We start from the raw sequence: 12,977 nt of genomic DNA, 5'->3' as shown, positions 1-12,977 counted from the left end.
CGGCCGGGCGGGGACGCGTTCGTCGTGTGGTCGGTCGGCAGCTAACCGAACGGCAACGTCGCGGTGCTGCGCGCGGTCAGGGTACGCGAGTAGTCGGCTGCCGAGGCCGTCAGGGCCCGGTAGTTGATCACCGGGTCACCTGCGGCGACCAGGGCGGTGGCGCACCCCAGGCACCACGGCCGAGGGGGGTCCACGTCCAGGTCCTCGATGACTGCATCCGCTGTGCAGCACTCGGCGCAGATCGGCATGCTGCCGTCCTCCTGCTTGCTCAGGCCCAGGTCGAGCCGCACTGGGTGCAGCCCCACCGGCCGTCCATGGTCTGGTAGGTGGCGCCCGACCCGCACATCGGGCAGGCCATGGCGGCCGCGGGCTGGTCGCTGTGCGGCAGGCTACCGGGCTGCGAGGTGTCGTGGGCCGGATTCTGCACCTCGGGGCGGTCGAGCAGGGCTGCACTCATGACGCACTCTCCTCTGGGTGAGAGGTGGATGGGGAGGCGCCCGGCCGGGGCACTCACCAGGCTTCCCGTCCGTCAGCCGCTCGGGGAGGCATGGAGGCGGCTCCCGCACGCCGTGTGCGTGCTCCGCACACCCTGTGCGCGCCCTGCCTGTGGACACGGTCCTGCCGATACGGTGGCGGCCCCGCGTAGTCGGAGGGGGCGTCGTGTCGCGTCAGCGCCAACGTCAGCTCGGGACGGCCATCAGGACCGCCCGGTGCGCACAGCGGATGACTCAGGCTCAACTGGGCCAGGCCTGCGGCTACTCGGCGTCCGCGATCAGCCGGGTGGAGGCGGGCCTGCTGCGGCCGGCCGACCACTCGCTCGCCGTGATCGTCCAGGTGTTGGGTCTGCAGCTTGACGCCCTTGGCCTGGGTGGAGCGGCTACTCTGGCGCGAGATGTGACCCCGGATCAGGAGGACGTCATGCTCCGCAGGCAGCTGCTCGTGGCCGGTATGGCAGCCGCCGGAGCCTCGGCACTCCCGGCAACGGCGACGGCCGCGGCCCGGCCGGATGCGTCGACCCGGATCGTCGGGGCGCTCTACGAGCCGACAGCTTCGGTGCCTGTGTCGCTGCAGGAGCTCGGCCGAGCGCTGGCCGCAGCGCGCTCGCAGTTCACGGCGGCCCGGTACGAGGATCTCGGTGCCGCTCTGCCTGGCCTGCTGAGCACGGCCCAGGCGACCCGGGACGCGTCGGCCGGCCGGGCCCGGGAGGACGCGCATGCGTACGTGGCCCGTGCCTGGGTGCTGGCGACGGAACTCGCGTTGAAGGGCCATTCGGACGTCGCCTGGCCAGCGGCGGACCGGGCTCTCGCTGCGGCCCAGGCCAGCGGTGACCCCGTGGTTCAGGGAGAGGCGGCCCGCGTCCTGGCGATCACGATGCGGCGCGCCGGCCGCCCGGCCGCCGCGGTCGACCTCCTGCGCCGCACTGCCGGATCGCTTGGCCAGGGCCCGGGCGACACCTCCCGGGCGGTGGCGGCGACGCTGCTCATGACAGCGGCCTACACGGCGGCGTGCGGGCACCGCCGCATGGACGCCCTCGATCTGATGGCGGGCGCCGAGGACGCGGTCGGCCGCTTGGCGGACGCCGCCGCTCGACCGCGATCCCAGCTGTTCACGGTCGACGCCACCACCGCGCAGGCCGACCTGTACTGGATCGGCGTGCACACCGCGCTGGGCACCCCGGATGAGGGCGTCCCGTACGCGGCACGGATCACCCCGGGACGGCTGCCGACAGCAGAGCGCCGGGCCCGGTACGGCACCGACTGCGCACGCATGTGGCACCACCTCGGCGACCACCGCCGCACGGTCGCAGCCCTGATTTTCACCGAGCAGGTCGCCCCGGAGGAGGTCCGCCGACCAGCACTGCGAGCACTGACGGCAGACCTCCTGTATGCACCCGTGACGGTGGCAGGCGTGAGGGAACTGGCCGCGCGTACCGGCGTCTCGTAGAGAGCCATCCCCGCGTTTGCGGGGCCGACGGCGACTCCCGCTCCATCCAGGTGTCCGGGACGGAGCCATCCCCGCGCGTGCAGGGCCGATGTCAAATCCGGCATCGATATGGTGACGGGCTGGGAGCCATCCCCGCACGTACGGGGCCGATTTCGCGCAGCAGGCCGACGCCGTCACCAAGCTCGAGCCATCCCCGCACGTGCGGGGCCGACACTTCGTGACCTGCGGGTCTATCGGCGGGAGCGGGCCGAGAGGATCAGTCCGTCGAAGTCGACGGGCTTCCAGCGGTCCTTGCCTGCCGTGCGGACGGTCCAGCCTTGTTCGTTGGTGGCGGGCTCTACGAGGACGGCTTGGCCGTCGCCGATGCGGGTGGCGAGGAGGTCCCAGAGGCGGTCGCGGATGCGGCGGCTGGGGGTGCCGACGAAGACACCGGCGCTGACTTCGACCATCCAGCGGGTGAGGTGGCCGCGGAGGCCTTCGGGGGCGGCGATGAGGAGGATGACGGTCACGGGCTGCTCGTGTCCTGGGTGAACTCCGGGCCGATGATGGCCAGGTGGTCGTCGCCCATGCCCGGGTCGGAGGCGGCGGGGACCGGCGGGCCTTCGGTGCCGGACCAGTTGACGCCGCCTTGGACGGTGCCGACGCGTTCGTCCCAGAGTTCGTTGACCTCGACGTCGGGCATCTCGGTGCCCTCCGGGCTGAGGAGGGTCTTGACGTCGTTCACGATGCGGCCCAGCAGCTTGTCCTGGGCGATGCGGTCGCGCAGGCCGAGGCGGGCGTCGCGTTCCTCGGTGTGGCCCTGCTGGGCGAGGTCGAAGGCGAGGGGGATCGTGTACTCGGCCTTGTAGAGGTCGGCGATGTCGAGGACGAACGAGGTGGCCAGTCCGGTGTGGACGAAGCCGAGTCCGGGGCTGGCGCCCAGGCCGGTGATGACCGCGTGGCAGATCCCGTAGAGCGCGGCGTTGGCCGCCGACAGGAGGCGGTTGAGGTCGTCGCCCGCGGCGTACGCGTCGCCGGCCTTGTAGACCCGTCCGTTCCAGGGCACGCCGGTTCGGCGGGCTTCGGCCTGGTAGAGCTTGCGGATGCGGGCGCCCTCGCGGCCGCGCAGTTGCTGCATGGTGGCGGTGCTGACGTCCTCGCCGGGGAACCGCATGCGGTACATGGTCCGTGCGACGGCCAGGCGTTCCTTCGTCCGACTCACCAGCCAGGCCTGCCGGTTGAGGAGGGCCGCGCCGCGGCTGGGGCCGAGGCCGGCGGCGTACATGCGCACGCCCTGCTCGCCGACCCAGCACACGGTGGTGCCGGAGTCGGCGAGGAGGTTGACGGCGCCGTGGGTGATGCGGGTGCCCGGGCCGAGGAGCATGACGGCGACCATCGCCGCCGGGACGCGGACGGTCTCGCGCTTGTTGATGACGACGACGGCGTTCTCGTCGCGGTCGATGTGGCTGCGCTCGACGTAGACGCTGGAGACCCGGTCGGCGAGGCGGTGCAGGTCGTGGGGGTGGGCTTTCCACCAGATGTCGGCCATCGGTCAGCGGGCTCCGGCGGGCAGCGGCGCGAGGGTGAGCAGGCCGCAGCCGTAGGCCTTGGACGGGCCGATGCCGCCGAGGAGCGCCGTCTGCAGGAGGGCGGGGTCGCTGATGCGCAGGCGGCCTTCGAAGGTGGCGGTGGTGAGCGTGACGGCGGTGCGGGTGCCGGGTTTGGTGAAGCTGCTGCGGCTGCGGTCGGTGATCCGTACCTCACGGGCGGGCCGCGCGTGGGCGGGGGCGTCGGAGTCCGACGGTTCGAGGCCCGGTGCCGGGTGGTCGGTGCGGGCCTCGGGGACGGTGAAGCCCCAGCGCTCGGTGCGGTCCAGGAACCAGGCGAGCTGCTGGGCGGCGGTGCGGTGGGCCAAGCGGTAGGAGCGGTGGTGGAGTTCGGCGGCGCTCTTGGTGTGGTGAGCGCTGGGCTTCTCGGGCTTGGAGGTGTTCTGGACGGGGCTGGCCTTGAGGCGGAAGGCGAACTCGCGGCCGACGGCGAGCTGGCCGAGCAGCGGGCTGTAGTCGCGGATCGCGTAGTGCTCGCCGTCGGCGTCCGGCCATCCCGCTTGTTCGACGATGTGGGTCCAGTCCGGCTTGGAGGGGGTGAGGACCAGCAGCATCGGGCGGCGCGGGTGGTCGGCGTCCAGGCGCCACAGGATCCGGTCGCCGGGCTCGGTGTCGGGGATGCCGGCCGTCACGGCGCCGTGCAGGGCACGGGGGTTGGCGAGCAGGGTGCGGCTGGCGGCGCGCAGCGGGTTGATGCGGACGCGGGAGAGGTAGGTCATCGGGTCACCAGCCCAGCAGGGCGAACGGGTCGTGGCCGGCGGAGGCGGCGGCGGACGGTTGCGCGGTCGTGGTGGACGGGGCGAGGCCGGTGGGGACGGTGAGCCAGGCGTGGCGGATCCGTCGGGTGGAGAAGCCGCGTTCGCGGGGGTCGAAGGAGCGCGGGACGTCCTGGAGGGTGTCGTCGCCCGACGGGTCGTCGAAGGTCGCGGCCAGGTCGATCCGGTGCGGCGAGAACGGCTCCGCGGCTCGCTCGGCCCGCCGCCGGTAGGCGCTCTTGGCCGCGTCGCCCGCCTGCCAGGGCTCGTCGGCGAGGACGTCCTCCAGGGTGCCGTCGCGCACGGCGCCGAGGGTGATCGGCTGGGTGGGCACGCAGGAGCGCCGGCCGAGGGCGAGCGGGAAGGCGGGGCGGCGGATCGCCTCGGCGAGCGTCTCGACGAGGGCGGCCGGGCCCTGGACGGCGGCGACGAACACCGCGTCCTGGAGGTAGTAGCGGTGGGTGACGTGGGTGTCCTTGGCCGGGGAGGTCGGCTTCTGCACGCCCTTGGCGTTCACCCCGGCCTGCGGCAGCGGCCGGCCCCGGTAGTCGCTGACGGTGTGGTAGTCGCGCAGCAGGGTGCCGGGCTGGTCGATGCGCACGCCCAGGCGCAGGCCGACCAGGTCGGTGATGTCCGCTTCGCGCGGGCGGCCCGCGGCGGCCGCGAGCAGGCCGACGACACCGGACTTGGTCGGCTGGGGCCGACTGTCGCGGCGGTTGAACGCGCTGCGGTCGCCCCAGGACTGGAGCGGCCCGGCGAGGCGCAGCACGAGGACCGCCTGCGCCTCGTCCTTCGGGACCGTCGTGGGAGTGGGGTCGGCGGGCATCAGTTGTCGTTCACCCGCTCGATGAGCGCGGTGCGCAGGCCCTCGCGCAGCTCGGGGAAGGTGCGGTTCGCGCCGAAGGCCTCCGCCAGCTGCTGCCCGGTCTCGTCGGCGTCGGCGGTGCCGAGGGTGTGGCAGATGCCGACGTACAGCGGGGTGTCGCCCCACTGCTCGGTGGCGGTGGCGAACTCCCCCGCGAGGCGGCGCGCGGACTCCGCGACGATGCCCCGGCTCGCCGGGACCGGGTTCTCGTACGCGGAGACGAGGTTCACCGGCTGGTCGGCGCGCACGACGACGGCGACCAGGCTCGGGCGGGTGCGGTGGGCGAAGGAGTTGCCGTAACCGGTCGGCATGGAACGGGCGAAGGAGTCGACGAACAGGTCGACGGCGTCGACGGTGGCCTTGTCGTCGCCGAGGTTCTCCCGCAGCTGGTGCAGGCCGACGGTCGCATAGCGGTAGAGCGTGGCCGAGTTGAAGCCGATGGTGCCGATCATCCCGGCGCCCGTCTCGTCGGCCGCGTTCTCGTCGTCGACCGCCGTGTAGTAGTCGAACTCGAGCTCGGCGGCGTGGGTCGAGATCGCGTGCGCGACCTGCGTCGCGGCGTCCACGTTCAGCCCCGGGATGTCCGCGACCATGCGGCCGAAGAGCGCGACGTCGGCCGGGTGGCCCGTCTGCAGCTGCTCCTTGACCGGCAGGGCCTTGACCGCCTCGTCGAGGGCCTTGGTGTCGAGGGCGGCGAGGTCGGCGGCCGTGTCGGCGACCAGGGCGGCGATGGCGTCCAGCTGGCGGCGCCCGTAGAAGAGCAGGTAGGCGGTGTCGCCCTCCTTCTTGCCCGCGGAGATCCCGGTCGACTTGATCAGCGCGTCGGCGATCCGCTGGGCGTCCTCGGCGGCGAGGCCGGTGCGCTCGGCGATGGCCTTGGCGAGCTGGGCGGCGATCCGCTTGGTGCGGGTGGCGAGGTCCTGCCGGTCGCGGCTCTCGGCGAAGTGGATGCGGGTCGCGCGCTTCCAGGCCTGGGAGGAGACGCGGGAGCGGCGCTTGCCGCCGAAGTAGGCCTCCTTCGGGTTGCCGTTGTCGTCCCGGTTGAGGTTCGCCGGCGGGACGGTCTGCAGGATGTGCACGTCGATGTAGAGGCGGTCGGTCATGCGCTGCTCCTCGAAGGGTGGTGGTCCGGGCGTAGGTCGACGGGCGATTAGGCGGCGGCGGGTGATCGGTCAGCGTGCGATTGAGCGACGTGCGATCGGCCGGCGGGCGATCAGTCGGCGGGTGCCCTGTCCTTCCAAGCCTGGTAGCCGACGGCCCACTTGAGGCGGACCTGCGGGCGCCGGTCGGTGTGGTGCCAGGCCTGGATGTCGGCCATCAGGTGGTCGTAGTCCAGCGGCTGTCCGACGGTGCGCAGCTGGGTGACCAGGCCGCGCAGGTGGACCAGCAGCGCGGAGACGCTGGTGGCGCCGGCGAGTTGGGCGACGCGGGTGTCGAGCGCCTCCTCGCTGAACTTGCCGCTGCGGCGCAGCGCCCGCAGGGCCTCGCCGAGCTTGACGCCGCGGCGGTGCATCGGCCTGGACTGGCTCTGCTGGTGCAGGCCGTAGAGGGCGAGGGCGGCGTGCTCGGCCTTCTGCTCGTCGGAGACCTCATCGCGCAGGGCGAGGACGTCGTTGACCTCGCAGCTGTAGAGCGGCCACATCTTGGGGCTGTCCATGACGGGGCGGCCGAGGCCGGAGCGCATGGCCGCGAGGTCCTCGCCGGGGGGCCGGCGCGGCTGCTTGGTGCGGGGGTCGAGACGCCAGGTGTGGTCGGGGGCGGTGTGCTCGTCCCAGTACCGGCGCTGCTTGGCGGTGGTGGTGTGCTCAGTCGTCAAGGTCCGCTCCAGGGGCGGGATCGGGTTCGAGGGCGCGTCCGGTCTCGGCGGCTCGGGCGGCGGCCGCTTCCCGGACGGCGTCGGCGTACCGGGGAAGGATCTCGTCGAGCCAGTGCCGGAAGTTGGCGCCGGCGGTGCCGAGCTTGTAGGTCTGCGACTTGCCCGACTTGCCCGACGTGCCTGCCGGGGTGATGGTGCGGCCCGTGAAGGTGGTGGCCGGGGCGGCCAGCAGGAGTTCGTTCGCCGCGTCCCGTGCGCGGTGGTGGGCGACTTCCTCCCAGGCGAGCCTGCCCCGCTCCAGGACCTCGTCGTCGGCTCCGGCGTCGCGGACGCCGGCGAGCAGGCGGCGGACCAGGGGGTCGAGGGTGTGCAGGAGGAGGTCGCCGGGGCGCTGGCCCTTGTCCCAGGGGATGGGGTCGGCGCCGGCGGCCCGGCGCAGGTCGGCGGAGAGGTTGTTGACGGCCTTCGCGAGCTGCTCCGCCTGCTCGGCCACGTCCAGGAGGAGCTGGTGGGCCTCGCTGTCCTGGTGGAGGGCGAGCAGGGGCAGGGGGATGGCGTCGTGGATGACGTCCTCGACGATGGCAGACTGGGTGCCGTAGACCATGCCGAAGGTCTCGACCTGCAGCGCGTAGTCGGCGGGGAGCCGGCCGTCCTCCCGCAGGGCGCTGACCTCGTCGAGCAGAACGCTGGTCTCGAAGGCGCCGTCGGAGCTCTGGCGGGTGGGCGCGAGGAGGGCGTCCAGGCCGCGCCAGGCGGCCTTGCCCTGGGTGTGGCGGCGCGGCCTGCGCTCGGGCAGGGCGGCGGCGGACTTCTTGGCGGGCGCGGTGAACGTCCAGGCGGTGTGCGGCTCTTGCTCGGACATCGGCGTGAGCCGGTCACCGGCACTGACGACCACCCGAGCGACCCTCGGCCGACCGGTCTCGTCCTGGTGCGGGATGAGGCGGATCCGCCGCGCCTGCCACGTCCACAGGTCGAGGAGGCCCTCGGCTTTACGGGGCTTCCAGGCGGGTTCGTGCGGGCCGCGCATCCACTGCGGGACGCCGAGGACCTCGGGCGGGGTGACCGGGAGGTTCAGCAGGAGGGTCTCGTACAGCGTGCTCCCGGTGGGGACGATGACGCCGAGCTGGCCGAGCGGGCCGGTCGGGTTGCCCGTGGTCTTGCCCGCCTTGACCTGGTCGTCACCGACGACGCCGGTCTTGATGGCGGCGGTGTCCCAGCAGTGGGCGTGCAGGAGCCAGTGGGCGGCCTGGGCCGGCGTCAGGTCGAGCGGGTCCGCGTCGCTGCGATTGGCGAACAGCGGGACGTTGTTGCCGCTCGCCGCGGTCGCCACCAGGGCGGCGGAGCCCTTCGTCTCGTCCTTGGCGGTCCGCAGTCCAGCGACCTGCGCGAAGGGATCGACCGAGTCGAAGAGGTCGAACTTCGCATGGTGCTTGTCGAAGTGGGCCTGGAACCTGTCCAGTTCGTCCTGCGTGAACCCGTCCTTCTGCGCGAGCCGGTCGCCCTTGTTCCGGAGGGTCACGGGTGCGCCAGTGGCGTGGGCGACGACGGGCAGCAGGACCTGGCGCAGGACGGCTGGCAGCTGGGTGGAGAACTCGACGACGAGGCACTCCAGTTCGTGGGCCCGGGCCAGGGCCTCGGCGATCCCCAGCTTCACGGGAGGCCCGCCGCCGACGGGGCGCACCGCCAGCCACGGTTCATCGACAAGGTTGTACCCAGGCACGCACTGGTCTCCCAACTGGCTCTGTCTAGCTCGCCACTGATTCATCGTGGCATCGGTGAAGGTGTGCTGTGGGGCGAATGCTTGAATTGCTCCTCGGCCCCGCAGGATCTTGTGCGCGGGGATGGCCCCTGGCTCTGTCTGCGAGCCGGTCCCGGCTGCAAGTAGGCCCCGCGTTCGCGGGGTTGGAGTCGTGTGGGCGGAGCGGCACTCTGCCTCTCCTGCCCACACGCCCCGCTACCGGTACGGTCTTCCTCCGCTCACCACGAGGCCGAGCAGGTCGTCGTAGCGCAGCCGGAAGTCGCCAATGACCGCGGCGCCGTGCTCGTCGAGCTCCAGGGCCAGGCTGTGGCGCAGCCATGGATGGTCCCGCCAGCCCGACAGCGGACCGAGCGCCTGCTCGGCCGCTTCGGTCAGCCTGGTGGGAAGGCGTACCGTGCCGGAGAGCACGTCGTCCACCACCTCCGCCGCGACCTCACCGTTCGGGCCGAGGCTGCGGCCCGTCACTGCACGGAAGTCGTCCTCCCCGAGGCGGCGCACCAGGACGACCTCCGCGCTCGGGTCGCCGTCCCGGACGAGCGCCTCGAACTGCCCCTCGGCCAGCTTGCCGAGGGCGCCGTAGTGCAGACCTGCTAGCGTCTGCGCCCCGTGCTCACCGGCACGGGTCAGCAGGTACCCGGCAGCCTTCGCTCGACGCTCGGTCTGCCGTTCCTCCCACTCCTGCCAGCCCTGCGCCTCGGCCTCGGCCCAGGCCGCCGGGACGACCGGGTCCGTACCGTAGACCCGGGCGACAAGGTCGGGCACCTGGCCAGGGATGCTCCACGCGCCTCCGTCGGACGTCGCCGCCCTTTCGACCTCGGCGGCCGTGCGCAGCAGGAGGTAGCGGCCGTAGATCCCCTCGGAGGCCCGCAGGATGTACGGCGCCCTGTCGTCGTCGAGGCCGATGCCGGTGACGACGACCGTGGGCCGGGACAGCGCGTGGGGGCGCTTGACGCCGTCGTGGCGGTGGAGGCGGCCGATGCGCTGGAGGAGCAGGTCCATGGACGCGAGGTCGGTGATCAGCAGGTCGGCGTCGACGTCGAAGGACTGCTCCGCGAGTTGGGTGGCGACGACGATCAGCCTGCCGGGGCGCTCGGATCCTTCTCTCGGCGGGCCGAGGAGTTCCAGCACCTCCTGGGTGCGGTCGGCCCGGTGGCCTGCGTGCAGACGGGCGTGCAGGAGCCGCACGTCGGCGCCGTACTCCTTGTGGAGGGCGTCGAACGTGGCCTGGGCGCGGGCCACGGTGTTGCGGATGATCAGCACGCATCCGCCGTCGGTCAGCCGCTCCCGCAGGTAGTCGGTCACGGCGGCGTCCGCCGGCCCGGCGCCGCCCTCCGCTGCCCGGGCATCCGTCTCCGCCGGCTGCTCATGGAGCACTTCGACCCGTACCTGGAGATCGTGGCGCCACGACTCGGTGCTCTCCACGAGAACCTCCGGCTGCCCGTCCCGCCCCGGCCAGACCGCCGTCACGCTCGGATAGCCCTGCGGCTCTGGAAGCTCCGGCGCCGCCGGGGCCTCCGCGGACTGCGTGCCGGCCAGGTAGGCGGCGGCCAGATCACGCCGCTGCTCGGGCGGCAGAGTCGCCGAGAGCAGCACCACCGGCACGCCGGCCTGTCCGAGCCACCACAGGCCCTCCAGCAGGAACTGCGACATGTAGACGTCGGCGGCATGGACCTCGTCGAGGATCACGACCTTGCCCATCAGGCCGGCCGTACGCAGCATCACGTGCTTGGTGCGGGTCGCGGCGTACAGGAGCTGGTCGATGGTGCCGACCGCGAACGGGCTCAGCAGACCTCGGCGACGGCCCAGGAACCACTCGGCGGGGACCCTGCGCTCCCCGTCGGGGCAGCCGTCGAAGCAGTCGGTCGACATCCCGAACTCGTCTTCCCCCACGGACGAGTAGTAGGAGTCGGCGTCCTGCCCCCACTCACCGGTGCCCTCCAGGAGGGCGCGCCACTGCTTGTTGACCATACGCTTGCCGTGCAGCAGCGCGACCTGGTCCTCCAGGCCGTCGCCGACCTCGCGCAGCCACGACCGGACCTGGGTGAACATCGGGTCCGCGGTCGCCTGGGTCGGCATGCCCAGGAACACTCCGTCCGCGCCGTGACGGGCGGCCATCAGCTCGGCCGCCGCCAGCGCCGCCTTCGTCTTCCCCTCCCCCATCGGAGCCTCGACGATCACCAGACCCGGCCCGCCCATCCGGCGCACCACGTCGAGGACCAACTCCTGCGAAGGCCTGGGCCCGTGGCCGAAACGGTCCCGGAACGCCTCCGGACCAGGTACCGGCAGCGCTCCCCACCCACCGCGCAGTCCGAGCCGCGCCCACGCTGCCGCAGCCCGCTGCCGCGCCTGCGGCATCGTCACCGCCGCCAGGTCCGGCACTCCCTGGAAGTGCCGCTCGTCGCTGGCGATCCAGTCCGCCATCACCACGAAGCCGGCCAGCTGGAGCTGCACCGCTCGGCTCGGCACCTCCAGAGGTTCGACGGCGGCAAGCGGCGCCTCGCCCTCGTAGCCGAGCTCCCGGGAGAAGACCTCCACCAGCGCCGACTGCGCGAGCTTCCAGGGCCGGCTGTTTCCCTGCAGCCTCTCGTTCCTCTTCGGCGGGCTCAGCTGCCCCAGGGTCGGGATCAGACCGTGGTGGCCTGCGACCAGCGGCCAGACCCAACCGACCTGCTCCATCGACCACTGCGCGTCGGCAAGCAGCGCCCTCAACACACGGGCACCGGCTTTGTCGTGCCGCCAGGACACCCCCTTCACCGCGTACTTGTCCCAGCTCAGGCCCGCCTGGCGGACCGCGGCCTCGCCAGCGGGGTCGAGGCACTGGAACACCGGGGTGGCCTTGCCGCAGTCATGGATCCCGCACAGCCAGGCGAACAGCCGTCGCCCCTTGCCCGGCCCGCCCGCGACGGCGTCCAGACGCCGCCGCGTCACCGGCGGCAGGTATCGGTCCCAGACGATCTCCGCCACGGCAGCGGTGTCCAGCATGTGCGACAACAGCAGGTTGGCCGTCCCTCCGGCCCGCCCGGCAGACTTGCCCCACAGGGCACCCAACCAGCCCTCTACCTCAGGCGGGTACCACTGCCAGCGGTCATCGACCATCGCCTCGACCTCCATGTCCGAGTACGCTTCGGAGCCTAGGTCGGGGCACTGACAATCCACCCTGGATTCACGAAGAGACAACGATCGGCGCATGAGGTCTGCTATGGGAAGCCAACCGAATCGAACTGAATCAACCGGCGCCAGTTGACGCAGATCACCGCAGGTCAGGAAGTGTCGGCCCCGCGCTCGCGGGGGTTGCTCCGGCTCGGCCTGCGTCGGCCTGCTCTTCCTGATGTCGGCCCCGCGCTCGCGGGGGTTGCTCGGCGGGCCGGATGTCGTGCACGAGGCCGACGCCGTCGGCCCCGCGCTCGCGGGGGTTGCTCCATGAAGAAGGCCCTGGGCCCGGACAGCACGTAGTCGGCCCCGCGCTCGCGGGGGTTGCTCCACGACGACGGCCAGGAGCACGGTGGTGGCGACGTCGGCCCCGCGCTCGCGGGGGTTGCTCCACGACGACGGCCAGGAGCACGGTGGTGGCGACGTCGGCCCCGCGCTCGCGGGGGTTGCTCCCACGGGGGGTGATAACACGCTTCGCGTAGGTGGTCGGCCCCGCGCTCGCGGGGGTTGCTCCGCGGCTGAAGCCGAGGAGGCCGCCGCTGAAGCGTCGGCCCCGCGCTCGCGGGGGTTGCTCTGGCACTGACCCTTGCCGAGGCCGCGAAGCTCAGTCGGCCCCGCGCTCGCGGGGGTTGCTCCTCGGCCACGACAGCATCGGCATCGAGTTCGACGTCGGCCCCGCGCTCGCGGGGGTTGCTCCGTGCTCCGCGTTATTGAAGCCCCATGCGGGAAGTCGGCCCCGCGCTCGCGGGGGTTACTCCCGCGCCCGCGAGCACGGTGAAGAGGACACCGGGTCGGCCCCGCGCTCGCGGGGGTTGCTCCGGCGTCAGCGACAACGCGACCGTGAACGGCCCGTCGGCCCCGCGCTCGCGGGGGTTGCTCCTCGGCATCGCCATCCCCCCGCACCTGCGGAACGTCGGCCCCGCGCTCGCGGGGGTTGCTCCCTCCCCTTCAGCAGCGTGCCGACCGCAGGTGAGTCGGCCCGCGCTCGCGGGGGGTTGCTCCGGTGCGGCCGGTGTGTTGCCGGGAGGCGGCAGGTCGGCCCCGCGCTCGCGGGGTTTGCTCCTGCGCCAGGCCAGCTCGAAGCGCGGCAAGGCCGCCGGCC

General features: G+C 72.7%; 11 protein-coding genes and 1 CRISPR repeat array (1 of these 12 cut by a window edge). Of the genes, 1 reads left to right on the top strand and 10 read right to left on the bottom strand.

Annotation, left to right across the window (positions count from 1 at the left end):
- Positions 1-41 precede the first annotated feature (41 nt).
- Positions 42-305: a hypothetical protein gene (locus ACFU7Z_RS06675; RefSeq protein WP_143204726.1), complete on the bottom strand. Its 264-nt coding sequence runs from the start codon at positions 303-305 to the stop codon at positions 42-44.
- Positions 269-457, bottom strand: coding sequence for a hypothetical protein (locus tag ACFU7Z_RS06670; RefSeq protein WP_074006003.1), 189 nt, complete (start codon positions 455-457; stop codon positions 269-271). The genes ACFU7Z_RS06675 and ACFU7Z_RS06670 overlap by 37 nt, the downstream gene beginning before the upstream one ends.
- Before the next feature lie 134 nt (positions 458-591).
- On the opposite strand from ACFU7Z_RS06670, the gene ACFU7Z_RS06665 reads away from it, so the two are divergent.
- The gene (locus ACFU7Z_RS06665; protein WP_380776661.1) at positions 592-1,944 is read left to right on the top strand and encodes a helix-turn-helix domain-containing protein; all 1,353 of its coding nucleotides are present in this window, start codon (positions 592-594) and stop codon (positions 1,942-1,944) included.
- 230 nt (positions 1,945-2,174) lie between these two features.
- On the opposite strand, the gene cas2e is transcribed toward ACFU7Z_RS06665, so the two are convergent.
- The 8 genes from cas2e to cas3 form a co-directional block, all read right to left on the bottom strand.
- Positions 2,175-2,453, bottom strand: coding sequence for a type I-E CRISPR-associated endoribonuclease Cas2e (gene cas2e, locus ACFU7Z_RS06660; protein WP_117486717.1), 279 nt, complete (start codon positions 2,451-2,453; stop codon positions 2,175-2,177).
- The gene (gene cas1e / locus ACFU7Z_RS06655; protein WP_074006006.1) at positions 2,450-3,472 is read right to left on the bottom strand and encodes a type I-E CRISPR-associated endonuclease Cas1e; all 1,023 of its coding nucleotides are present in this window, start codon (positions 3,470-3,472) and stop codon (positions 2,450-2,452) included. The genes cas2e and cas1e overlap by 4 nt, the downstream gene beginning before the upstream one ends.
- 3 nt (positions 3,473-3,475) lie before the next feature.
- A complete protein-coding gene (gene cas6e, locus ACFU7Z_RS06650) occupies positions 3,476-4,249 on the bottom strand; it encodes a type I-E CRISPR-associated protein Cas6/Cse3/CasE (RefSeq protein WP_380776659.1) in 774 nt (257 codons plus the stop codon).
- Positions 4,250-4,253: 4 nt separating this feature from the next.
- Positions 4,254-5,111 carry a type I-E CRISPR-associated protein Cas5/CasD gene (cas5e, locus tag ACFU7Z_RS06645; protein ID WP_380776657.1) on the bottom strand — a complete coding sequence of 286 codons (858 nt, stop codon included), beginning with the start codon at positions 5,109-5,111 and terminating at the stop codon, positions 4,254-4,256.
- Entirely contained in the window at positions 5,111-6,253 is a 1,143-nt protein-coding gene (gene cas7e / locus ACFU7Z_RS06640) for a type I-E CRISPR-associated protein Cas7/Cse4/CasC (protein WP_380741987.1), read from the bottom strand. The genes cas5e and cas7e overlap by 1 nt, the downstream gene beginning before the upstream one ends.
- 110 nt (positions 6,254-6,363) lie before the next feature.
- Positions 6,364-6,966 carry a type I-E CRISPR-associated protein Cse2/CasB gene (gene casB, locus ACFU7Z_RS06635; RefSeq protein WP_380776655.1) on the bottom strand — a complete coding sequence of 201 codons (603 nt, stop codon included), beginning with the start codon at positions 6,964-6,966 and terminating at the stop codon, positions 6,364-6,366.
- Positions 6,956-8,731 (bottom strand): type I-E CRISPR-associated protein Cse1/CasA, encoded by a 1,776-nt coding sequence (gene casA, locus ACFU7Z_RS06630; RefSeq protein WP_380776653.1) that lies wholly within the window; start codon positions 8,729-8,731, stop codon positions 6,956-6,958. Before casA ends, casB begins: the two co-directional genes overlap by 11 nt.
- A gap of 189 nt (positions 8,732-8,920) precedes the next feature.
- Positions 8,921-11,821 carry a CRISPR-associated helicase Cas3' gene (gene cas3 / locus ACFU7Z_RS06625; RefSeq protein ID WP_380776651.1) on the bottom strand — a complete coding sequence of 967 codons (2,901 nt, stop codon included), beginning with the start codon at positions 11,819-11,821 and terminating at the stop codon, positions 8,921-8,923.
- 173 nt (positions 11,822-11,994) lie between these two features.
- Positions 11,995-12,977: a CRISPR direct-repeat array (repeat unit 24 nt; unit sequence GTCGGCCCCGCGCTCGCGGGGGTT); it runs 449 nt beyond the window's last position.

Origin of the sequence: Kitasatospora sp. NPDC057518, from assembly GCF_042802075.1 — a bacterium.
GTDB lineage: Bacteria > Actinomycetota > Actinomycetes > Streptomycetales > Streptomycetaceae > Kitasatospora.
Note: the sequence above shows the minus strand (reverse complement) of the source record. Positions and strands in the feature narration are given on the sequence as shown.